26 protein-coding genes are annotated in these 21,389 nt (G+C 35.3%); 10 read left to right on the plus strand and 16 right to left on the minus strand.

The genetic code is table 11. The features are described from left to right. Positions 1-62: 62 nt before the first annotated feature. On the minus strand, positions 63-992 hold the full coding sequence (hemH, locus tag MKX53_RS13785) for a ferrochelatase (protein ID WP_340911993.1): 930 nt from the start codon (positions 990-992) through the stop codon (positions 63-65). Between the two features lie 17 nt (positions 993-1,009). Further along, a complete protein-coding gene (hemE, locus tag MKX53_RS13790; RefSeq protein WP_340911995.1) occupies positions 1,010-2,062 on the minus strand; it encodes a uroporphyrinogen decarboxylase in 1,053 nt (350 codons plus the stop codon). Positions 2,063-2,262: 200 nt separating this feature from the next. On the opposite strand from hemE, the gene MKX53_RS13795 reads away from it, so the two are divergent. Next, positions 2,263-2,757, plus strand: a complete 495-nt coding sequence (locus MKX53_RS13795; protein ID WP_093538604.1) for an antibiotic biosynthesis monooxygenase family protein — start codon at positions 2,263-2,265, stop codon at positions 2,755-2,757. Between the two features lie 296 nt (positions 2,758-3,053). Here MKX53_RS13795 and MKX53_RS13800 read toward each other — a convergent pair whose 3' ends face one another. Both MKX53_RS13800 and MKX53_RS13805 read right to left on the minus strand, forming a co-directional pair. After that, positions 3,054-4,250, minus strand: coding sequence for an ABC transporter permease (locus tag MKX53_RS13800; protein ID WP_340911997.1), 1,197 nt, complete (start codon positions 4,248-4,250; stop codon positions 3,054-3,056). Beyond that, positions 4,243-4,983 (minus strand): ABC transporter ATP-binding protein, encoded by a 741-nt coding sequence (locus tag MKX53_RS13805; protein WP_093538602.1) that lies wholly within the window; start codon positions 4,981-4,983, stop codon positions 4,243-4,245. The genes MKX53_RS13800 and MKX53_RS13805 overlap by 8 nt, the downstream gene beginning before the upstream one ends. A gap of 121 nt (positions 4,984-5,104) precedes the next feature. Between MKX53_RS13805 and MKX53_RS13810 the strand changes: the two genes are divergently transcribed. The 6 genes from MKX53_RS13810 (at position 5,105) to MKX53_RS13835 (ending at position 8,390) form a co-directional block, all read left to right on the plus strand. Then, entirely contained in the window at positions 5,105-5,530 is a 426-nt protein-coding gene (locus MKX53_RS13810; RefSeq protein WP_093538601.1) for an HIT family protein, read from the plus strand. Between the two features lie 119 nt (positions 5,531-5,649). Next, entirely contained in the window at positions 5,650-6,174 is a 525-nt protein-coding gene (locus MKX53_RS13815) for a tryptophan transporter (protein ID WP_093538600.1), read from the plus strand. A gap of 227 nt (positions 6,175-6,401) precedes the next feature. Further along, positions 6,402-6,773, plus strand: coding sequence for a YtxH domain-containing protein (locus tag MKX53_RS13820; protein WP_093538599.1), 372 nt, complete (start codon positions 6,402-6,404; stop codon positions 6,771-6,773). A gap of 175 nt (positions 6,774-6,948) precedes the next feature. After that, positions 6,949-7,482 carry an HTH-type transcriptional regulator Hpr gene (locus MKX53_RS13825; protein WP_093538598.1) on the plus strand — a complete coding sequence of 178 codons (534 nt, stop codon included), beginning with the start codon at positions 6,949-6,951 and terminating at the stop codon, positions 7,480-7,482. Between the two features lie 106 nt (positions 7,483-7,588). Further along, positions 7,589-8,125, plus strand: coding sequence for a DUF3267 domain-containing protein (locus MKX53_RS13830; RefSeq protein WP_093538597.1), 537 nt, complete (start codon positions 7,589-7,591; stop codon positions 8,123-8,125). A 79-nt stretch (positions 8,126-8,204) separates the two neighbouring features. After that, positions 8,205-8,390 carry a hypothetical protein gene (locus MKX53_RS13835; protein ID WP_090570160.1) on the plus strand — a complete coding sequence of 62 codons (186 nt, stop codon included), beginning with the start codon at positions 8,205-8,207 and terminating at the stop codon, positions 8,388-8,390. Between the two features lie 112 nt (positions 8,391-8,502). On the opposite strand, the gene MKX53_RS13840 is transcribed toward MKX53_RS13835, so the two are convergent. Next, positions 8,503-8,613 carry a YjcZ family sporulation protein gene (locus tag MKX53_RS13840; RefSeq protein WP_090570162.1) on the minus strand — a complete coding sequence of 37 codons (111 nt, stop codon included), beginning with the start codon at positions 8,611-8,613 and terminating at the stop codon, positions 8,503-8,505. Between the two features lie 139 nt (positions 8,614-8,752). On the opposite strand from MKX53_RS13840, the gene MKX53_RS13845 reads away from it, so the two are divergent. Continuing rightward, positions 8,753-9,703, plus strand: a complete 951-nt coding sequence (locus tag MKX53_RS13845) for a peptidylprolyl isomerase (protein ID WP_340911999.1) — start codon at positions 8,753-8,755, stop codon at positions 9,701-9,703. 255 nt (positions 9,704-9,958) lie between these two features. On the opposite strand, the gene MKX53_RS13850 is transcribed toward MKX53_RS13845, so the two are convergent. The 7 genes from MKX53_RS13850 to MKX53_RS13880 form a co-directional block, all read right to left on the minus strand. Continuing rightward, the gene (locus MKX53_RS13850) at positions 9,959-10,309 is read right to left on the minus strand and encodes an NIPSNAP family protein (protein ID WP_340912002.1); all 351 of its coding nucleotides are present in this window, start codon (positions 10,307-10,309) and stop codon (positions 9,959-9,961) included. 144 nt (positions 10,310-10,453) lie between these two features. Next, complete coding sequence (locus tag MKX53_RS13855) at positions 10,454-10,720, minus strand: hypothetical protein (protein ID WP_340769982.1); 267 nt, start codon at positions 10,718-10,720, stop codon at positions 10,454-10,456. 233 nt (positions 10,721-10,953) lie between these two features. Continuing rightward, positions 10,954-11,892, minus strand: coding sequence for a 3'-5' exoribonuclease YhaM (yhaM, locus tag MKX53_RS13860; protein WP_093538593.1), 939 nt, complete (start codon positions 11,890-11,892; stop codon positions 10,954-10,956). Further along, positions 11,889-14,603, minus strand: a complete 2,715-nt coding sequence (locus MKX53_RS13865; protein WP_340912004.1) for an ATP-binding protein — start codon at positions 14,601-14,603, stop codon at positions 11,889-11,891. Before MKX53_RS13865 ends, yhaM begins: the two co-directional genes overlap by 4 nt. Further along, the gene (locus MKX53_RS13870; protein ID WP_340912006.1) at positions 14,600-15,811 is read right to left on the minus strand and encodes a metallophosphoesterase family protein; all 1,212 of its coding nucleotides are present in this window, start codon (positions 15,809-15,811) and stop codon (positions 14,600-14,602) included. Before MKX53_RS13870 ends, MKX53_RS13865 begins: the two co-directional genes overlap by 4 nt. Positions 15,812-15,908: 97 nt before the next feature. After that, positions 15,909-16,220: a hypothetical protein gene (locus MKX53_RS13875; protein ID WP_340912007.1), complete on the minus strand. Its 312-nt coding sequence runs from the start codon at positions 16,218-16,220 to the stop codon at positions 15,909-15,911. Then, a complete protein-coding gene (locus tag MKX53_RS13880; protein ID WP_093538589.1) occupies positions 16,213-16,422 on the minus strand; it encodes a helix-turn-helix transcriptional regulator in 210 nt (69 codons plus the stop codon). Before MKX53_RS13880 ends, MKX53_RS13875 begins: the two co-directional genes overlap by 8 nt. A gap of 140 nt (positions 16,423-16,562) precedes the next feature. On the opposite strand from MKX53_RS13880, the gene MKX53_RS13885 reads away from it, so the two are divergent. Continuing rightward, positions 16,563-16,748 (plus strand): YhzD family protein, encoded by a 186-nt coding sequence (locus MKX53_RS13885; protein ID WP_340912008.1) that lies wholly within the window; start codon positions 16,563-16,565, stop codon positions 16,746-16,748. A gap of 175 nt (positions 16,749-16,923) precedes the next feature. Here MKX53_RS13885 and MKX53_RS13890 read toward each other — a convergent pair whose 3' ends face one another. Continuing rightward, positions 16,924-17,502 carry a DNA-3-methyladenine glycosylase I gene (locus tag MKX53_RS13890; protein ID WP_340912009.1) on the minus strand — a complete coding sequence of 193 codons (579 nt, stop codon included), beginning with the start codon at positions 17,500-17,502 and terminating at the stop codon, positions 16,924-16,926. Between the two features lie 332 nt (positions 17,503-17,834). Here MKX53_RS13890 and MKX53_RS13895 point away from each other — a divergent pair, with 332 nt between their 5' ends. Further along, positions 17,835-18,719, plus strand: a complete 885-nt coding sequence (locus MKX53_RS13895) for a DMT family transporter (RefSeq protein WP_340912011.1) — start codon at positions 17,835-17,837, stop codon at positions 18,717-18,719. Between the two features lie 130 nt (positions 18,720-18,849). On the opposite strand, the gene MKX53_RS13900 is transcribed toward MKX53_RS13895, so the two are convergent. The 3 genes from MKX53_RS13900 to MKX53_RS13910 form a co-directional block, all read right to left on the minus strand. After that, positions 18,850-19,629, minus strand: coding sequence for an enoyl-CoA hydratase (locus MKX53_RS13900; protein ID WP_424513178.1), 780 nt, complete (start codon positions 19,627-19,629; stop codon positions 18,850-18,852). 214 nt (positions 19,630-19,843) lie between these two features. Next, positions 19,844-20,188, minus strand: a complete 345-nt coding sequence (locus tag MKX53_RS13905) for a YlbF family regulator (RefSeq protein WP_093538584.1) — start codon at positions 20,186-20,188, stop codon at positions 19,844-19,846. A 19-nt stretch (positions 20,189-20,207) separates the two neighbouring features. Further along, positions 20,208-21,350, minus strand: coding sequence for a DUF445 domain-containing protein (locus MKX53_RS13910; RefSeq protein WP_340913363.1), 1,143 nt, complete (start codon positions 21,348-21,350; stop codon positions 20,208-20,210). Positions 21,351-21,389 lie beyond the last annotated feature (39 nt).

A 21,389-nucleotide genomic window follows, 5' to 3' on the forward strand; every position in this document is an offset into this window, starting at 1 on the left:
CCTAAAGATCAAAAAAATTACCCTAAACATCATTCAGATGTCCAGAGTAATTTAGATAACTATTATTTCAAGTGTTTTAAAACGACATCTGCCATTGCATCGATAAATTGAGGTTGTGCATTTGGCATTTCAGGGCGTACATATGTCGCTTGGATATCATCGCATACTACTTTACATTCATAGTCATTATCGTAAAGAACTTCTAAATGCTCTGCAACGAATCCTACTGGAGTGTAAACAAATGTAGTATATCCTTTTTGTTCGTGTAATTCACGAGTTAAATCTTGTACATCTGGTCCAATCCAAGGCTCAGGAGTTTGTCCAGCACTTTGCCAGCCCACTTCGTAGTTTTCCACGCCTGCTGCTCGTGCAATTAAATCTGCTGTTTCTTGCAATTGGTCGGGATATGGATCGCCTAATTCTTTTATTTTTTCTGGTAATGAGTGGGCAGAAACGATTAAGCATGCTTTTTCGCGTTGCTCTTCCGTCATTGCTGCGAATGCTTCGCTTACTCTGTCACTCCAGTATTGGATGAATTTTGGTTCATCGTACCAGCTTTCGATTGAAGTAATTTTAAGGTTACCCAGCTTTTCTGCTTCCTCTTTAATACGACCATTATATGATTTAATAGAGAAAGTAGAGAAATGTGGTGCCAATACCATTGATACTGCTTCTGTAATACCATCTTTATGCATTTCTGCAACTGCATCCTCTAAGAAAGGCTCGATATGTTTTAAGCCAATATATAACTTGAATTCAATCTCATCTTGCAATTCATTTAAACGGTCACATAATCCTCTTGCTTGGCTTTCAGTGATTTTAGCAAGTGGGGAAATACCTCCAATTGCTTCGTAACGTCCAGTTAAATCAGCCAGTTGCTCATCACTCGGTTTACGACCATGTCTGATATGTGTATAATATCGTTCAATATCTGCTTCTGAGTAAGGAGTTCCGTAAGCCATTACTAATAATCCCATTGTTTTTTTCATCATCTTCACCTCATAAAAATTTAGTTTGATTTTGCTGCGATTAGTTCTTTACTATAATCATGAACAAAAGAAGTTAAACGTTTAAGTGTTTCCGGTTCTACTTCTGGGAACACGCCGTGTCCAAGGTTAAAGATATGCCCAGGCTGAGCCACACCTTGTTCTACGATAATTTTCGCGCGTTTTTCAATTTCATCCCAACTGCCAACTAAATAAGATGGATCTAAATTCCCCATTAAAGGCTTTGTCAGTCCTTTTGCACGGGCTTCTTCAATAGATAAGCGCCAGTCAATACCGACTACATCAACAGGAAGGTCATGCCATTCCTTCGCTAAGTGGCTAGCACCAACACCAAATGTAATAAGCGGAACGCCTGTTTCACGAAGCTCCGTGAAAATACGTGTCATAACCGGTTTGATGAAAATACGGTAATCTGCTACATTCAAAGCCCCTACCCACGAATCGAATATTTGAATAGCCTTCGCACCAGCTTTAACTTGAGCTTTGATGTAGACAATAATCATATCTGCAAGCTTATCCATTAATGCAAACCAAGCCTGTGGTTCTGAAACCATAAATGCTTTTGTTTTGTTATAGCTTTTTGAAGGACCGCCTTCAATCATATAACTAGCAAGAGTGAATGGCGCCCCTGCAAATCCGATTAATGGAACATTTAGCTGCTCAGTCGTTAATAATTTAATCGTATCCAATACAAATGGCACATCATCTTCAGGAGATAAATCCCCTAAGTTTGCTACATCTTGAACTGTACGGATTGGATTAGAAATTACAGGGCCAACTCCATTTTTAATCTTTACATCTACGCCTATTCCAACAAGCGGTGTTACTATATCTTTGTACAGAATTGCTGCATCGACGTTGTAATTATCTACTGGTAAACGTGTAACATATGCACAAAGTTCAGGTTCGTGTGTAATTTGCTCTAGAGAATATTTTTCTTTTATTTTTCTGTATTCAGGTTGTGATCTTCCAGCTTGCCTCATAAACCAAACTGGCGTGTGTTCAACTTGCTCTCCACGTGCTGCACGAAGAAGTGTATCGTTAAATTTAGTCATTAAAGGTACCTGCCTCTCTTTATATAAACGTACTGTTTTTCCTATACGTTACAACTATAGACGTTCTTTTTTCTAAAGTATAGCCAAACAGTGCATTTGTCATAAATTTGTCCGGAATTCTGTATGATACTTGTGTATTATGTTTTTAAAATCATTAATATGGGAACGATATAAGAAAAGAGAGAAAGGGAGTTAATTTCATGAATTTATATATGACATCCGGGACTCCGGAATTTATGCAGTCCATAAAAAAGAAACATCCAAACGAAGAACTCTTCCTATTACACGGAACTGGAAATTCCGTTCTAATCCACGAAACCTCCAATAAATCAGTTTTTCAAGTACCCAGAAAATATAAAGTGCTAGAATCGGCAGGGAACTTTTCACACAATGGTTACTTCGTTTTACAACATATTCCCATTACAGATGAAGGGAAAACAATTTTCGAGCACAAATACACAAACCTTGGTCCTACTGCGCAAAATGAACCGGGTTTTATCGCTTTAAGAGTGCTAGAACCTATTAAATCCGAAACATATATCATTTTATCGGAATGGACTGGTCCGAGTAGCTATGAAGTATGGGAAAAAACAGTCAACCTGGATTTTAGTATGATTGCAGATAAACAAAATTTGTTTACAAGCGCACCATATATATCTACCTACCAATCCATAGAAGAAGAGGAAGCTTTTTAAAGCTCCCTCTTTTTTTCTTACCATATAAGAAAGTATATAAAAGTACCGGCAAGAACACCGGTTTTACAGGACTTTTTAGAATGAGTCTGCTGATTTCCGTTACATGTGGAGAACAAAGGCTAAAGTGCGCCACGTCCTGTGGCAAAGCCTTTGTGACCAACATCCTTTTGGGCTCCGCGGGCGAGGAAGAGGCTGAAGCCGTGCCCACGGAAAGCGTCCGCGCAGCGGACATCAACTGCATACCCAAGTTTCTGTTCTTAAAGGACTAGGCGTCTTTTTGCCTAGTTTTTCTTAAATTATATTTTACTTACCCGAAGCGTCAGTTCAGAAATAATGATCATCACAATCGGTATGAACATTAACTCCATTATGAACCCTGCTTGTACTAAAATTACGATGAAGACGAAAATTGCCTGAATGAGTTGAATTATTCTTATCAGTTTATCAACAGCTTTTTTTCGTGCACCCTCTTTAATAGGAAACAGTAAATCCATTCGGAATTCTTCTCCTGCCGCTAAAGACTGGCGGAGTTGAATGACTGTAGCAAATGAAAGAGCACTAGTAAAGATGATCGCAACGATTGGAAACGGTATGAAAATGGCCCCGATCATAGCGAGCGCTGTAAGACGAACCCATAAATAGAAATAATCATTTGTACGGACAAATGTACGTACCACTAAATATAATTGTGTGTGTTTTTGTTCATAGGGTGCAAGTTTGTAAAGAATATCAAGCCACTTTCTTCTTTTCGTCATCCCCTGAATATGCGGGACATCTGTAAAGTAATTAGCAAAACGATAAAAACGCATCATACGTGATTGCTCTACTTCAATGAAATGATCAAAAGGAAAAGGTACTTCTGCTTTTTTCTTCTTCCAAGCTATTAAATAGAGTATTTGAATAATAACGACCGCAAGTAAAAATAAATAGGTACCACTTAGTAAGAAATATAAACCGGTAAACAATAAAATCATTCGCATGAAATAATCTACCCAGACATTTTTACCGTTGGATGCCCATCGATATTGGAATTCCGTTTGGATACTCCAATACTTCCAAATAAGGATCGCTCCGAAGAAGAATAATATTTCTTGTGATGTGGAACCAGCTATTCTTGTTAGCAGTGGTATCGACACAACTAAAGCTGCTAACGGTACTATAATAGATGAAAAGAAAGTCCATGTAAGCGCGAGTTTTAAATATTCACCTAGTTTTGTTTCTAATGGAAGAAAGTAAACACTATCTGCTTTTTTCATTAACGTAACTGGCATACTCAAAGCGAGTAAAATACTCACGATGAATGATACAACTAAAAAGGCGGGAAAATCCTTTGGAGCTGTATTCAACCATTCACTATACGTATACCCGGCTGCCCCAATTACAAATACAATGACAATTGCAATATGCCCAGAAATAATATACTTCAAGTATTTTTGCAATTCATTTATATAAAATATAAACCGTTTACTCCATACTTCACGCAAATTATTCATTTTGTTGTTCCTTCGTCATTTCGATGTAAAGATCATCTAATGTTGCATCAGGCATTTGAAATGCCGCCCGTAAATCGTCCATTGTCCCCTGAGCACGAATTTTCCCGTTATGCAAAAGTAGGATACGATCACAGTATTTTTCAGCAGTAGTCAATATATGTGTGGACATTAATATGGATGCCCCTTCATCTTTTCTTGTTTTCATCTGCTCCAGTAATGATTTAATACCTAATGGATCCAGACCTACAAACGGTTCATCGATAATGAACAATGTTGGATTCACTAGGAACGCACACATAATCATTACTTTTTGTCTCATTCCTTTAGAAAAGTGCGCTGGAAACCAGTTCAATCTTTTTTCCATACGGAATTCTTTCAATAATGCTTCTTTTCTTGCCTCAAAAACAGATTCATCTAAATTGTAGGCCATCGCTGTTAGCTGAAGATGTTCCTTTAACGTCAACTCATCATATAACACTGGCGTTTCAGGTATATAGGAAAACGATGTACGATATTGTGCTGGATCCTCTTTCAATGTTTTACCGTTAAGTAGGATTTCACCCTTTAGAGCGTTCATTGTTCCGATAATATGTTTGATGGTAGTACTTTTACCAGCACCATTCAACCCGATTAACCCTACTAGTTCTCCTTTTTCAATCGAAAAGTTTAAATCATGTAACACAGGCTTTCTTGTATAGCCACCTGTCACGTCTTTGACTTCTAATACAGTCATCTTACGCACCTCACTTCTTATACATAGTTTACCAAAAAAAATTCAAAAAATCTTCTATCATTCCACAGCCTGTCCTATTATATGTTAAACTTTTCATAACGATGAATATGGAGGCTATATGATGAGTGAATGTATTTTTTGCAAAATAATTGATGGTTCTATTCCAAGTGCGAAAATCTATGAAGATGAGTATGTGTATGCTTTCATGGATATAATGCCATTAACAAAAGGTCACACACTAATTATTCCTAAAAATCACAAAGAGAACGTGTATGATTTATCCGAAGAAGAAGCTAGTAACTTATTCAAAGTTGTCCCTAAAATTGCGAGTGCTTTGAAAGAAAGTTTCGGTCCAGTGGGCATGAACCTATTAAATAACAATGGAGCACCTGCCGGTCAGAGCGTATTTCATTTCCATTTACACTTCATCCCGCGTTACGATCAAACAGATGGCTTCCGTCCAACTTGGATCACAAAAGAGAAAACATTTACTCCGGAGATCATACAAAACTTAGCAGGAGAATTATTTGAAAAATTGAAGAAGTAATTCTTGCTATTACTACATCGAGCAAGTAAAATCATATATAAGTTTCTTGCTAACGATCATGAGGATACGTTAGAGGAAATTAACAAACAGAGCATAGAATAGCTGAGGAGAGATGAGAAATGAATACGAAGAATTTAGTTTTGATGGCCCTTTTAGTAGGTGTCGGAGCAGTACTTTACATTATTATCCCAGGAATTAATGGTGGGATGAAACCAGACTTTATGCTGACAATGATGTTTATAGGAATACTATTATTTCCTAACGTAAAAAGCACATTCTTACTTGGTATTTCAACAGGTGTTATTTCTGGACTGTTTTCTACTTTTCCAGGAGGATTTGTTCCAAATATCATTGATAAAGCAGTAACAGCATTTGTTTTCTTAGGTCTTGTATTATTATTAAACAAATTAGCCAATAAGGTTGCAGTCGGTGTAATCCTTACAGGAATTGGCACACTAATATCAGGTACAGTTTTCTTATCAACTGCTATTTTTGTATTCGGAGCAGGTGCAATTTTCCAGGAATTATTTGTTATTGTAGTAATTCCAGCGATTGCTATAAATGCAATAGCATTCTTTATCATCTATCCAATTATAGGTAAATTGATTAAACGTACTAGTTTTGAAACAGCCCTAACCGTATAAATATAATCTAACTGCTTTCCTTTTCGAAGGAAAGCTTTTTTTCTATAGAAAACTATCTAATTAGCGACATATAAATAAATTTCTAAAGTGATGCTCCGTCCAGACACAAGTGCCTTGCTGCTGTGCAAATTGCCTATCGTGGAGCTTGCCCTTTTGTTATATAAAATAATATGTTTTAATTATCATAAGGTAAGGAATAATACATATAAGCAAAGGAGTGAATTATTATGAAACTAGCACCATTATTTTACGGGTTAACAACTGGTTTACTAGTTGGGGCTTCTACTGTACTTATGACCACTCCAAAATCAGGTATGGAAGTTCGATCTTCCTTAAAGTCTACCTCTAATGATTTTAGAGACAAGCTTTCTGACATAAAGCTTCAACTAGCAGATGTTAAAAGTTCAATAAACAACTTAACAAATTCTTCAAAAGAAGTAGTACCAAGTACAATTGAAGACCTTAAATCTAGTATTGCCCAATGGAAAAACGAAACTGCACCTCTTCAAGCCCATCTTCAAGCAGAAATTTCATCTATTCAAGAAGCAATGGCAGATTTAGAAAGTAAGTTACCAAAGAAAAAAGAAGCAACAATATAATATGAACGGAGGGTATATTCCAAAATGGGATATACCCTTTTTTTATAAACGTTTCACTCTAAAAATTATCCGAAATATTATTATAAAAATAATAATATTTATTAAACTTGTATTCACTTACTTACTTTCTTGCTATAATGTTTTTAAGAAATTAAATACAGAAAGCAGGGGTAACATGGCAGATCAATTTTATACGAAGAAAGAAGCAATGCTTTACAGTCAGCGGATAGCACAACTATCTAAAGCACTTTGGAAAGCAGTAGAAAAAGATTGGCAATCATGGATAAAACCTTATGACTTGAATATTAATGAACATCATATTTTATGGATATCATATCACCTTAAAGGTGCAACTATTTCTGATATAGCAAAATTCGGAGTCATGCATGTCTCCACAGCATTTAATTTTTCTAAGAAATTAGAGGAACGCGGATTACTTTCATTTTCTAAAAGAGAAACAGATAAGCGAAATACGTATGTAGATGTGACCAAAAAAGGACAGGTACTTTTAGAAGAGATGTATGAAAACTACCATGAGACTCCGCATGCTGTACTGGAAGGCTCTCTCCCTATCAAAGAGGTATATGGCAAATTTCCAGATTTCATGGATGTAACCGCTGTTATTCGCAATATTTACGGGGACGATTTCATGGATATCTTCGAAAGATCATTAAAAAATCTCGAGAGTACAATTGTAGCAAAAGACTAATAATACGAGGTTAATAATCCCCTATAAATAAAGAGGTTGCTTTTTCTATTAAAAAGGATTATCTTATGTATCTAAATTAAATTTATATATATAGGAGTTGCATACCTTGCACTGCTGGAAAACAATTAATGTGAAAAAACAATATGGCTTAGAAAGATTATTTGTTCTTTCTTCTTTAGTAGTAATTATGGTTTTTTCATTTGCATATGCCTTATTAGGAATTATTAATGATACACATAAATCGGATGATTACTTTTGGATATTTACGATAGCATTTTTGGGTGTTTATCCACTTCATAAAATATTTCATTTTATCCCAATGATTGGACTTAAAGAAAAAATAAAATTTATTGTCTTTAATCAATTTAGATTTATTCCCACTGTACATTTAAGAATAATAGAACCAATTCAAAAAGGCAGATTTCTTTTCATCTTACTAGCTCCTTTTATTTTCTTAAATGCTTTACTTGTCATAGGAGCGTTAGCAGTTCCTGTTTTTGCACACTATTTTACTATTTTGTTTGCTTACCATTGTGGAATTTGCTTAATCGATTTAATTTATGTAAAAAACTTAAGTAAATCACCTAAGTGCGCTTTAATCGAGGAAACAGATGCAGGGTACGAAATTTTAATAGCGGAATAAAACTATTAACAATATGTAACACTTGTATATCCTCCTCATTGTTTGTTATGCTTAGTCAGTATATGAAGGGAGTCTAGACATGATTATATTCACATTAGTTCTATTCTCAGCATTTTATTTGCTACAAATTAACCGAATGACATATGCTTTAGTAATGTCAAAAGAAATTCCGGAAGAGAAACATCCGAAGATTTTTCGTACGATCAATATCCTGATCACGATTCTTCTTGTTTCCTTTTATGTTGAGCTAGTTTACGCAGTTTAAGAGAAAAAAAGTGGACCCAAATCTTCATAAGATTGGGTCATTTCTTTTTTTCACTCTACAAATACGAGAAACTAAGATCGTTTTTTAGACGATCTCAGTTTCTCCTATTTAATTAGTAGAGAAACGCTGCGCCTACAATGATCAATAGAATAAATAAAACTACGATCAAAGCAAACCCTGAACCACCGTTATATCCGCCGCCACCGTTATATTGTCCGCTCATTTAAAACACCTCCTTTTCCATGTATCCTATGCGGCATTTTAAATGTTCGGTAGGCAAATGTAAGGGAACTATTTTTGTTTTTATTTCGTTTATGTTATAGTAACTACGGCAACACATAGAAGTTAGGAGAGAATATTTCATGAAAAAAACAGTATTAACATTAACACTTGCAGCATCAGTTCTTGCTTTAGGAGCTTGTAGCGGGGACTCAGACAAAAACAGTGAAGTTATTGCTACATCTAAAGTCGGAGATATTACACAGAATGATTTGTATGAAGAGATGAAATCATCTATCGGCGATCAAGCATTCCAATTGCTAATGATTGAAAAAGTACTTGCAGATAAGTACGAAGTGTCTAAGGATGAAGTAAACACTCAGTTAAAAGCTGATAAAGAGCAGTACGGGGAAAGTTTTGAAGCAATGATTGCTCAACAAGGCTATACTGAAGAATCTTACAAAAAATTCTTAGAACTAAACCTATTGCAAGAAAAAGCTTTAATAGAAGATGTTAAAGTAACAGAAGAAGAAATTAAAGCAGAATATGAAAATATTAAAAATGAAATTAATGCTCGTCACGTATTAGTAGCAGACGAAGAAACAGCGAAAAAAGTTAAAGCTGAATTAGAGTCAGGTAAAGACTTTGCAGAAGTTGCAAAAGAATACTCTACGGAAGAAGTAGCTCAAACAAGTGGCGGAGAACTAGGTTGGTTTGGTAAAGGCCAAATGGTTCCAGAATTCGAAAAAGTAGCATTTGGTTTAGAGAAAAATGTAATATCTGAACCAGTTAAATCGGAATTTGGTTACCACGTTATTGAAGTAACGGATACTCGCACAATTGAGAAATCATATGAAGATAAAAAAGCTGAAATTGAAAAACAATTGAAGTTAGAAAAAGCTGACCAATCAAAATTATTACCAAAAGTGGCTAAAATGATGAAAGACGCTAAAATCGAGATTAAAGATGAGGACTTAAAAACATCATTAGATCAATTTTTAGCAGCTGCTGAAGAACAAAAAACACCAGCTGAAGATGCAGAAGCTAAAACAGATACAACTGAAGATGCTGAGGCAACTGAAGACGAAAAATAAATAACACAAGTAAAAAGGTTGAACATGACGGAAGTCATGTTCAACCTTTTTTATTTTGCTCTCGTTCTTTTTCAGAATACTATCATTCATGTACGGAACGAAAAAATGCAACTTAATACATAAAATAATTATCAATATGATCTTTCTTAAAGCACCTGTGTTTAAGAAGATATGTTTAATTTCCCTAGTAACATGTGGAAGACGTGAATGAACCAACGCGCATAAGCACCCAAAGATTTAAACACGTATTTAAGATTAATAATCTACTTTATTTAAAGTAGATACTAATGCTTCATTTTTCACTTCCAATATATAATTAGTAAAAACATGTTCCCTTCCACCATTTTTTTCATACCACTCTTTAATGCGTTTAATATGGGCATTGTCAGCTTTTACATTGTTCTCTATTTCTATATAATCGTTATAACTGTCATATTCCCAAATAGCAAATATTTCTGTGGTATTATCTTTGTTATCCGACATCCATCGTCCTACCAAACGAGCTCCGTGCTTTAGTTGATTAGGTAAATTAGTATTGTTGAAGTGTTCATTAAACTTCTCTACAAATTCATTTTTTATAATGTAAAATTTTCTCCTATAAAACATATATGTACCTCCTATAACTTAAGTATTCTAGCACCATATTCTGAGGGCTCAGCTTATTTTAATAGTAATTTCTGTTATGCAATTTTATAGATATTGAGCGTATTAAAATCTTCATTGGGTGGGATAAGCTCACCAAATTAGTCATTAAATTTTACCGATAATTGCATAAAGAAAACCTATAAATAATGCACCCAACGAAACAGAAAGTAACGAGATATACTTCATTACCCCTTTTTCTTTCTTAAAGAATGCACAGATGCCAAGCACTATGCCTGTTAGATAGATACCAAAGCCAATGCATATTCCCCACCACCCAAAAATATCAATATTAATGGGTGGGAACGCCATATATGCACCAAAAATTCCAACAATAATTAATATAATGGAAATCTTACTGAACTTTCTTTCCATGTGTTCATCCCCTTCAATTCTATCTATTCTCTATTCCTTTAAGATTTCCCTTGTTCAATTAATCTATCTATACTTTTTAACCCAAAAGGGTGCTTTACTCCTTTATGAAGAAGTAAAGCACCCTTTATAGAATTAGTGCGTCTGTTAGTTAAAGCTTCACAAACTACGAAAATGATCGGTAATACAAAGCCATAAAAAAACGTAAAGGCTTCGCACCTTTACGCTTTTTTTGTCTATTCAAATGTTGGCTTATAAAATGAACGGTTTTCTAATGGGAATAATCGCTCGGAGAATTCACCAGGGTTTGTTTTATCTAATGCACGATTAAGCATATTCATCTTCGCATCAATATTATCGATATAATGGAGCATCTCCGCTTCACGAAGTGCAGGACGTTTTGGACTTCCCCACTCTTCTTTACCATGATGAGACAGTACCATATGTTTAAGAAGCATTACCTCTTCTCCCTCGATTTCCAATTCTTCGGCAGCTTTAGAAATTTCAGTTACCATTATGGTAATATGTCCAAGTAAATTACCTTCTACTGTATATGTTGTTGCTACAGGTCCTGAAAGCTCCACTACTTTTCCAATATCATGTAAGATAATTCCTGCATATAAAAGATCCTTATTTAACGTTGGATACAAATCACATAACGATTTTCCTAATTTAAGCATAGACACAACATGATCTATTAGTCCAGAAGCATAGTCATGATGGTTTTTAGTTGCTGCAGGGAACGTCATAAATGATGTCTGATGTTTTTTCATCAGATGTCTCGTAATACGTTGTATTATTGGATTTTTCATTTCAAAGAAGTATTGTAAAAGCTCTTCCATCAATTCTTCTTTTGGTTTTTCTGAAGATGGAACTAAATCATTAATCGAAATGGGTTCTTCCGCTTTTACTGGGCGAATACTTTTTACACGTAACTGGAACTTCCCACGGTAATCTTGGATTTCCCCACCGACACGTACAATTTGACTCGCACCATAAAGCTTTTCATGCTCATCATTTGTATCCCACAGTTTTGCTTCAATATCTCCACTCTTATCTTGCAATATTAGTGACATAAATGGTTTTCCAACGGTTGTTACACCTTTTGTAGATTGTTTTATAAGTAAGTAGTGATCAACTGGTTCCCCTACTCGCAATTGTGTAATGCCTTTCATTTCACAACCCCTACCTTTCTAGGTAATAATGTCGCTACTTGTATGACGGATGCGTCTTCCCATACATATTGCATGTTGTCATGACAAGTAAAATAGAGTAATTGGTGTTCTTTTTGTAGCTCTGCCATTAATTGTACCACTTGTTGAAGTCTGACACGATCGAAATGTACAAATGGATCATCCATGATTATGGGAAATGGTGCTTTTCTTTGCAAGGAAACTGCTAGGGCCAGGCGTAAGGAAATATATGCTTGCTCTTTTGTCGCTTGACTGAGCTCTGCAATTTTAAAGCGTTGTCCAGTGGTTTTAACTGCCTCAAAGTTCCCTTCTGGTGATAAGATCAATTGTACATATGATTGGTTTGTAAGCAATTGAAAGTAATGTTGTGCATTTTCTAATACTTCGGGAAGTCGCTCTTCTTTTAACTGTTTCATCATCTGTTTAATCGATTCAACAACTACTTTTTGAGCCGCCCATTTTTTTACGAGCTCATGTAGTTCTGCTTTTTTCTGTTCTAATAATTGTAATTGTTCACTCTGCTCTTCATCCTCTAATAATCTTTTCGTTTGATAAGACAAAGTTGCTTTTTCATCATTATATTTATGTCTCTGTTGTTGTAGCTGATGTAGTTCTCCCTTACACTTGTCCTCAAATGTAATTTCAAAATCGTTCAAGTTTATATGTTTTCCAGCTAATTGCATGTGGATATGGCGTAATTCCTTTTCAAGCTCCACTTTTTTCTCATAGAGAGAATTTGCCGTATAATAATCGCTTTCTAAATCCACATTTGCCTCCTGATATAATAGGCGGATTTGTTCGGTAAAAGACTCTTGAAGTAAAGCAAGCTCTTTATATTTCTTTTGCAGCTCGGAAATCCTTGTCGCTTTATACTGCTGATCTTCTAACTTTTGCTTTTCAGCTAAATAGAAATCTCGTAATTGGTGGAATAGCATTTCTTCTGAGAGATTAAAAGGAACTTTTTCCAATGCTTGTCTATACAATTCCTGTATTCGCAGACCAACTTCATAGAGCTTTGTTTCCATTTGTTCTAGCTGAATTTGCTGTTCTTGAATTAGGCGAAGTCGCTTAAATAGTTCAGGTAATAGACTTGGTGATAATTGTTCACTAATATGATAGCTTGTCAAAAACTCATTTACCTGTTTTGATATATTTGTTTTATTAGTTTCTAACTCATTAATTTTTTGATTCAAATGTGAAATTGCTTGTTGTAGTGGCTGCAGTTCCTTGTTTAATAAATCTGCATATATTCGAACATCATCCGATTGCTTCCATGTATTCATCATGAAAGTAAATCCTGCATATACAATTCCGCTAATGATAATAGCAGTAAGAGGAACTATCCAATTTGATTGTGCAACACCTATAATAACCCCGATAAGAACAATAGCTGCAATAATACCGAACATTATTTTATTGGTTTGTTGAGCCCAAGAGGATTTATTAACCTTTTTGGACTCTATCACTCTTTGTTGTAAATGGAGCAAGTCCTGTTCCTTCATTTGAAGTAATCGTTTTTCTTGCTGTATCTCAAGCTCCAAGTTTTTTTCAGTTTGAAGCGTCGTAACCAGTTTGTCCTCTTGCTGTATGGAAACATCTGCGTGGACTATATGCTGCAAGCTTTTTTCCCAGTTCACTCCTACTAGCGCTAACTGCTGCATTTGGCTTTGCAGTGTTTTACTTTGCTCCTCTTCTATTTGTATTCGTTTGGAGCGAAGCTGATGCCATTCTGCCTCTCGATTTAGAAATGATTGTAATCCCTCTATTTGCGATGAAGTTAAGCTAGTTGTATTGATCGTTAAAGAATCTAATTCTTTTTTCACTTGCTCCATCTCTATAGAATTACGATTCAACTTATCTTTCGTCAACTCAAATCTTCGAATACCGTCTGAAGGAAAGGTCTGTTCTTTTACTAAGTCGAGCTCCAGATTTAAGTCCATTTCTGTTTCTTTCAATGGTTTCAGTTGCTTCCATTCCATATAGCGTTGTAACTGCTGAGAAATCTCTTTTTCTTGTTGATCTAGTTCCTCAACTATCGTTTCTATTTCGTTCAGACGTTTTATAGCAGGTTGGTATTTTCCTACTTCTTCTAGCTGATGCTTGTAGGCAGTCTCCAGTTCACGTAGTTCTTCTATCTTTTGATTGATTAAAGGTTTTCTGCCAGTGGGCTTAAATAGCTCTCCCATATCTTTTGTAAATTGATTTTCGACAATCGCTAATGTATCGATGCCGGTTGTTCCTGAAGATAACAACGTTTTCGTAAGCTCTTCTTCTGTCATCTTCTCGAAGCCCTGTAATTGAAGTAAAGAGAAAGAAAAAATGGCTTCAAAGTCTGAGCGTGAATAAGCGTGGAGAATACTAGACAGCTCCCTTTCGCCTCCACGGGTCCCATCTGGATAATATAATGTAACCTCTCCACTTGCTTTCCCTTTAACTCGCTCAATCGTTATGAGCTGTCCTTGGTCATCAATTATTTCTACTTTACCTCCATAAGTAGCATTGCTTTTAGGTTCATAGCGAAGTAACTGTGCATTTCTTTGCGGAAATCCAAATAAAATATGCAGGATGAATTGTTGAATAGTAGTCTTTCCTACCTCATTTTCACCAAAGAACACATTTATACCATCGCTAAGTTTAATCTCTATATTTTCATGCTTTCCAAAGCCATATATTTGAAGCTTTACAAGTTTCAATTGCTACCCCTCCTTGCAATAGCCTCTAAAACTAATGATTCTGCTTCTTTTACGACGTCATCCATAAAAACTTGATCTAAGGGCTGTAAATATCTACTCCCTCTAGAATGCTGATAAAGTTCCTTTAAAGCGAGCTTCCATTCTGAAGTGTTCCATTCATTCAAAGAAGATAATAGCATAGTAGATTCAGGGCTTTTCTCAATGGGAGTTTCTATATACAGTTCTTTGATTATTAAAAAGTTATTTGCTTGTTCGAGACTCTCCTGGATTAATACTTGCCACTCCTCTTTATTGCTAGATTTTAATAATTCAATTGTTTCATCTGTCATTCCATTTAACGTAAGTTCCAAGATTGCTTTCCCGTATATTTCACTGTAATTTCTTAGTGCAGTTTCAATATGGATGATTAATTCATTTGCATGGATTATATCTGCACAATCTATAGAAAGTTTGTCATAAATAAAAGCAGATGATGGGACAAATTGAAGGTCAGCTTGAGTATTAAGTAAAGTTACTTCATAGAATCCTTTTATGCCACTTTCATTGCGGTGCCTACTTTGCGTATTTCCCGGATAAACAATAGGTGGTTCGGAATGGATTATTTGACGCTTGTGTATATGACCAAGCGCCCAATAATGATAGCCTTTTTCTAGCAAATCACTTTTTCGAAATGGTGCATATACATCATGCTCCTTATTGCCTTCTACACTACCATGGAGCATTCCAATATGAATTTCCTCATGATTAGAAATTGGATAGTAGCTATGCATTGCTTCCTGAATATGACGTTCTTTATAACTAAATCCTGTAATATGGACTTTTTCTTCTCTTATTAAGAGTGTTTTGGTTTCTACCTTTTCGCCAAATACATGAACATTTGCAGGCAATTGAAAACGAACCCAATTCCCACTTAAATGATCATGATTGCCATGACAGATGTAAACCGGAATATTTTCTACATTTAGAGCTTCCATTCCTTGTTGAAATAAATGCTGCGCACGGAGACTCCGATTTTCCCCATCATAAATATCGCCAACTATTAATATAAAGTCCGGTTTACTTTCCACCGCGTAATTAATCATGTTTTGAAACGCTTGAAAAGTACTCTCCCGTATTTCTTTCCACCTTTTTTTAGGAATAGAGGAAATACCTTTAAAAGGGCTGTCCAAATGTAAATCTGCCACATGTAGAAAACGAATTCTTGCCATCAAGTACACCTCATCCCAAAATAGAATATTTGTTCTTATTTTACCATAAGGAAAAGACTGTATACAACTAAATGTATACAGTCTTCTACGATCCTTCTTAGTTATCTTGATTTGCAACAAATGCTCCGATTGTATAGGAAAGCATATGAACGATCCAAAGACCCGTTAATAAGAAAAAGGTCAGCCCAGGTCCCTCCATTACTATGACAATCATCCAGACAACTAAGATTGCAATAGTCGTCGCTACCCATGAATAGGATCGTGCTTTTTCATGTATTCTATTGTATCGTTCATCAAACCATCTCTTTTTCTTGCCGATTTTTCGATTGATCATGAAAACTATACCTATTATTACAATTGCTAATGGCAAACCGATTAAAAATGTAAGTAAATCAAATTTTTCATACATCCTTCTCTTCCTCCTCGTAAATGAATAGATCCTCAATCGTACATGTAAATAGTCTGGATAACTTAAAAGCCAAATTAATCGATGGATTGTATTTTCCTTTTTCTAACGATATTATTGTTTGTCTGGATACATCTAGCTTTTCTGATAGTTCGTCCTGTGTCATGCCAAATGCCATCCGTTTATCTCGAACGTAGTTTTTCAACTTGCCCCTCCTTTTTTGTAAAGTTAGCTTTACGTAAAGTTTACTTTACTTCACACTTCATTGTCAAGCTAGCTTTACATTTTGTTTTCATAATTTTTTGTGTATAATATATAGTAGAATAATGAAGGGGTGTTTGACTCATGAAACCATACCGATTTACTGCCTTTGAACCAACCGGAGAACTAATTTTAGAGGAAACTTGGGAATATGAAAATGACGAGGAAGCAAAGCAAAAAGGGGAAGCAATTATTGAAGAAAAAGGCTTTTCCAATAAAACACATCGTTTAGTAAATAGTTCTGGGAAACTAGTATTATTTCATGTATAGAACAACAAAAAGGACTTAACCATTATATTGGCTAAGTCCTTTTTTTATTTTTCATATAGATCCGATAGGCTTCAATAGTGCTCATTTGAGTAAGCACGTAGAATATTCTTCGTTAACGCAAATTTCTAGTAAATTATCATTTCCACCCATCAATATATTGCTTGTTAAAGTCATATCAAGTCTTTTCACGATTTATTTGATTTAAAGTATGATGATCGCATGATTTAATATGATCATCTACTATGCCTATTGCTTGTAAAAAGGAATACGTTGTAACAGGTCCCACAAATTTGACGCCTCTCTTTTTTAACTCTTTGCTAACCTGTACCGATAATGGAGATTGAGCAGGGATTTGAATGTCTGTCTCCCAATTATTATTAATTGGTTTAAAATCAACAAAGTGCCATAAAAAATGGGAAAAACTCTTAAATTCTTTTTGTATCCTCACTACTGCTTCTGCATTGGTGCGAATGGATTGAAGCTTTGAAAAATGTTTAATGACATTGTAATTTTCTTTTATAAATTCTAAATCCGTGTCACTCAGACTAGCACAATACTCAATGTCAAAATTTTGAAAAGCATCTTTGTAAGCTTTGCGTTTTGCTAAAACAATACTCCACGACAATCCAGCTTGTGCCCCCTCCAACGTCAACATCTCGAAAATATACCGGTCATCCCAACTAGGTCTGCACCATTCTTCATCATGATAAGCTTGCATAAGCTCACTGCTTTGCGGCCATAAACATTGTTCCATTAATAGCTTCACCTCTTCCATCTTGTTAAACTTACTGTACCATTCTTAATAAGATAACTGCATGTCATATTTAAATCGAGTAATGTTCTTGTCCGTAGCATACCTAAAACAATATCATTCTTTCAGCATTTAATCCGATCAACTTTTTCAGTTGATAGTTTTGTAATTTCCCATACTGAGTAAGTCAAAAGCGGTTAAACATCAAAACGGAGAGGTTGATTTAATGAAGACATATTGCACCATAATTGCATTCCATATATCGACCGTAGTTGAAATGTTTAGAAGTTATAATAGACATAAATAGCTCAGTATAATATGTAGGGAGATAAAAAATGAATACTTTCAAATTTACATTATTAATACTCTTAACGACATTTTTAATGGGTTCTTCTTTTGCAGTTGGTAAAATAGGTTTGTCTTATTCATCCCCATTGTTATTAGCAGGATTACGCTTCACACTTGCTGGATTCATAATGGCAGTAAGTGTTATCGTTTTAAAAAGACCGCACCCAGTATCTAAAGGAAACTGGATAAAGATGCTTATTATTGGTACTTTCCAAACTGCCAGTGTTATGGGTTGTATTTTCTTGAGTTTACGAACCATTACAGCTAGTGAATCCTCAATTCTCACATTCACTAACCCGTTACTTGTTGTTGTATTCGGTACCTTGTTTTTAAAAACACGCTATAAATTTTATCAATGGGTTGGTGTTCTTTTAGGGTTAGTAGGGGTTAGTATTGCAGTAGGTGCGCAAATTGAATTAAAGATTGGCGTTCTTTTTGGCATTCTTTCTGCTGTTTTTTGGGCAATTTCCACATTATTAGTTAAAAAATGGGGGGCACTTTTCAATACGTGGGTTCTATCCGCTTACCAGATGCTTTTTGGTGGATTACTACTTCTACTTGGCAGCTTTATTCTTGAAAAACAAGTCTTCATTTTGAATGGTAATTCATTGTTCATTTTATTATGGTTAAGTATTATGTCTTCTATTGTCCAATTCGCCGTCTGGTATTATCTTTTACAAAAGGGGGATCCAGGAAAAACGAGTGCCTATTTATTTTTGGCACCTTTCTTCGGTGTATTATCTGGTTGGTTACTATTAGGGGAGACGTTATACCCTTCTATCATCGTTGGTGGCTTGTTTATTATTATTGGTATCTATCTTGTAAATAGAACTTTTCAGAAGAAAAATAACCTAGTTAAAAGAACTTTATAAAACGTTCACTTATCTCTAATTCCACAAATTATCCCAACAGTTTAATTGTCGCTTCCATCCTCTTTCATTTTTAATAAAGTATGTAATCAAATAAAAAGGAGGATCAGCTAAATGATCCTCCATGTAAATCTTATCTTCCTTTAAACTCGGGTTTTCTTTTTTCAACAAATGCTTTAATACCCTCTAAATGATCTTCGGTTCTTCGCATTGCGGATTGCGTAACAGCTTCTTTTTCTAGAACAGTTTGCAATTCATTTATTTTCGTTGCGTGTAAGATTTCTTTTGATGCGATCATGGCAGCAATTGGAGATTGGATTAGTTTTTGTGCATAGGATGCTGCAGTTGCAGAACCTAAACCATCGGATGCAACTTCATCCACAAGTCCGATTTTTTGTGCTTCTTTTCCAGAGAAAAGCTGCCCGCTCCACATCAGTTGTTTTGCTTTTGGGATCCCTACTCTTTCCTTTAAGAAGAAATGGCCTCCACCGTCTGGAACAAGCCCAATTCCGATAAAATTCATAGCGAGCTTACTATTTTCCTCTGCTATGATAATATCGCAGCCTAATACCATACTAAAACCTAATCCAGCAGCAGCGCCGTGAACTGATGCAATAGTAATCTGTGGTAACTTATATAAAGCTGTAGCAATTCTTGTAAGATACGTCATCGCCTCGTCAATGTCTAAAGGATTCTCTTTATCTAGCATTGCTTTAATGTCTCCACCAGCAGAAAATGCTCGCCCTTCACCTTTTATAACTAACACTTGAACTGATTTGTCTGTTAGCAGAGATTCTAGACTTTCTGCTAGCTCTCTCATCATAACCCCATTCATCGAGTTCATCGCTTCTGGACGATTCATTGTTAAAGTCGCAATACGACCATCTTTTTCTAACAATATAGTTTTGTACATATACATTCCCCTTTATAAGTGAATAGTCATTCATTCTTGTTAAATTCGCCATTATACTATTAAAGTCCTTCTTAGAAAGGGGAAAACTATTTATAGCTTTTAGTTACTCGCATTCGATGAGGATTTACTAGCGCAACGGAGTATTTATCCATTTCTCTAGTAAATGAAAAAAGGAACCTCTCCATAGTAGGAGAAGTTCCTTTCATTTGTTTTCTTAGATACCTTCATAAAGTTCTTGAACGGGTTTGATCAATACACGGTTTACTTCTTCAATAAGTTGGCTCAAAGCCATTTCAGCTTGAAGCATATGGAAAATCTTTTCGTTTCCTTGTGCTAGCTGAGCCGTTTTTTGTGCATACTCAATCTCTTCTCCAGAGATTTCTTCACCATTCATTTGCTTCTCTTGAAGAGACATTTGAACTTTACGGAAACTTTGGAATAATACTAGAGCCTGTTCGTCAGCTTTTACAGATTCTACTGCTGTTTGAACGTTGGAAAATTCATCTGTTTGACGTAGTGTTTTTTCAAGTTTGTTAATGTCATCATAAATGTTAATCATGTTGTAAGCTCCTTTAGGGTTAATTAGTTAAGAAAACGATTAGTCCTTGAATAATACCGATAAGTCCACCAAGAACACCACCTAGAATGGTGATCATTTTGAACTCTCTTTTCGATATACCAAGAACAATTTCCTCTAAGCGAGATACTGGGAAAGTATCAACTTGCTCTTTTACCATATCTTCTAATTTCATTTTACGCAAGACTTCTTCTAGCTTTGTTTCTGCTTCATGGAATGCAAATGTCGTCACTTTAGGTATAAGATATGACTCTGTCCATCCAGTTGCTCCAGGGAAGTAATGGAGGAAATTATAGTTCAATCTTTCTTCCACAGCCAATTGTCCAGTTAAGTATACTTTAACATTTTTAACAATTGGTTCAAAGTCAAAGCCGTCCATCATTTCATTGAGTGGGCGATCTTTTAACTTCTCCCATTCGCTTCGTACTATTTTTTCTAACATATTTTTAGTACCTGGAGCTCTTAGGAATTTTAGTATTTCCGGCTGAACTTTTCCAGCAAGTGATGAAGATTCGCCCATGAACATTTGTATCATATTGCCAAGCGTCCCTTTTGTAGAAAGGAAATCATCAATTAGATTTCTTACCGTCATTCTGCCTTCTTCTGATTCGAAGAAATCTTCACCTTTGAGTAGAATGTACGAAACTATTTCTCCGACTTTAGTGTCCGCTTTTAGTTGCCAATCTATTGGTGCAAGTTGACGTATAGTTTCTTGTTCAAACCTAGTTTTTAATTGACTAAATTGAACGTCCACCTGTTCTTCTATTTTATCATTTACAATAGTCGGAACATTTTCTAGTCCAGCAAGCTTTAACCAATCTGTTATCGTTTTATCCGACTGAAAGATTTTATCGTTTAGTTGCTCAGTTAAAAAATGATTTGCCTTTTGTTTCATCTCTTCGTTAAAATATTTTTTCTTGAAAATATCAGGTGTCAGCAAATGTTGAATTACTGTATTACCTAATTGTTTTGCAAGTTCATCACGTCTCTTAGGGATCAGACCAGGTGTGAATGGAATGCGCCAAGACCCTATATATTTTGCCTCATGAGGTCTGAATAGCATTTTAATAGCAAAGTGATTAGTTACCGCTCCGATTGCTGCTCCGACCACTGCCATAAATGTGATTGTCCATATAAAATTCATCAATTTCACCTTTTTCCTCTAGCTTCTAGATTATTATAG

The organism is Psychrobacillus sp. FSL K6-4615 (genome assembly GCF_038008225.1).
Lineage (GTDB): Bacteria > Bacillota > Bacilli > Bacillales_A > Planococcaceae > Psychrobacillus > Psychrobacillus psychrotolerans.

Bases quoted from the DNA above. Each gene is read 5' to 3' on its own strand.
- MKX53_RS13905 (WP_093538584.1), bottom strand. From the start codon at position 20,188: ATGATTAACATTTATGATGACATTAACAAACTTGAAAAAACACTACGT.
- MKX53_RS13840 (WP_090570162.1), bottom strand. From the start codon at position 8,613: ATGAGCGGACAATATAACGGTGGCGGCGGATATAACGGTGGTTCAGGG.
- MKX53_RS13870 (WP_340912006.1), bottom strand. From the start codon at position 15,811: ATGGCAAGAATTCGTTTTCTACATGTGGCAGATTTACATTTGGACAGC.
- MKX53_RS13805 (WP_093538602.1), bottom strand. From the start codon at position 4,983: ATGACTGTATTAGAAGTCAAAGACGTGACAGGTGGCTATACAAGAAAG.
- MKX53_RS13810 (WP_093538601.1), top strand. From the start codon at position 5,105: ATGAGTGAATGTATTTTTTGCAAAATAATTGATGGTTCTATTCCAAGT.
- yhaM (WP_093538593.1), bottom strand. From the start codon at position 11,892: ATGAAAGGCATTACACAATTGCGAGTAGGGGAACCAGTTGATCACTAC.
- MKX53_RS13795 (WP_093538604.1), top strand. From the start codon at position 2,263: ATGAATTTATATATGACATCCGGGACTCCGGAATTTATGCAGTCCATA.
- MKX53_RS13910 (WP_340913363.1), bottom strand. From the start codon at position 21,350: ATGAATTTTATATGGACAATCACATTTATGGCAGTGGTCGGAGCAGCA.
- MKX53_RS13845 (WP_340911999.1), top strand. From the start codon at position 8,753: ATGAAAAAAACAGTATTAACATTAACACTTGCAGCATCAGTTCTTGCT.
- hemH (WP_340911993.1), bottom strand. From the start codon at position 992: ATGATGAAAAAAACAATGGGATTATTAGTAATGGCTTACGGAACTCCT.
- MKX53_RS13855 (WP_340769982.1), bottom strand. From the start codon at position 10,720: ATGGAAAGAAAGTTCAGTAAGATTTCCATTATATTAATTATTGTTGGA.
- MKX53_RS13825 (WP_093538598.1), top strand. From the start codon at position 6,949: ATGGCAGATCAATTTTATACGAAGAAAGAAGCAATGCTTTACAGTCAG.
- MKX53_RS13815 (WP_093538600.1), top strand. From the start codon at position 5,650: ATGAATACGAAGAATTTAGTTTTGATGGCCCTTTTAGTAGGTGTCGGA.
- MKX53_RS13835 (WP_090570160.1), top strand. From the start codon at position 8,205: ATGATTATATTCACATTAGTTCTATTCTCAGCATTTTATTTGCTACAA.
- hemE (WP_340911995.1), bottom strand. From the start codon at position 2,062: ATGACTAAATTTAACGATACACTTCTTCGTGCAGCACGTGGAGAGCAA.
- MKX53_RS13850 (WP_340912002.1), bottom strand. From the start codon at position 10,309: ATGTTTTATAGGAGAAAATTTTACATTATAAAAAATGAATTTGTAGAG.
- MKX53_RS13900 (WP_424513178.1), bottom strand. From the start codon at position 19,629: ATGTACAAAACTATATTGTTAGAAAAAGATGGTCGTATTGCGACTTTA.
- MKX53_RS13875 (WP_340912007.1), bottom strand. From the start codon at position 16,220: ATGTATGAAAAATTTGATTTACTTACATTTTTAATCGGTTTGCCATTA.
- MKX53_RS13800 (WP_340911997.1), bottom strand. From the start codon at position 4,250: ATGAATAATTTGCGTGAAGTATGGAGTAAACGGTTTATATTTTATATA.
- MKX53_RS13895 (WP_340912011.1), top strand. From the start codon at position 17,835: ATGAATACTTTCAAATTTACATTATTAATACTCTTAACGACATTTTTA.
- MKX53_RS13890 (WP_340912009.1), bottom strand. From the start codon at position 17,502: ATGGAACAATGTTTATGGCCGCAAAGCAGTGAGCTTATGCAAGCTTAT.
- MKX53_RS13820 (WP_093538599.1), top strand. From the start codon at position 6,402: ATGAAACTAGCACCATTATTTTACGGGTTAACAACTGGTTTACTAGTT.
- MKX53_RS13885 (WP_340912008.1), top strand. From the start codon at position 16,563: ATGAAACCATACCGATTTACTGCCTTTGAACCAACCGGAGAACTAATT.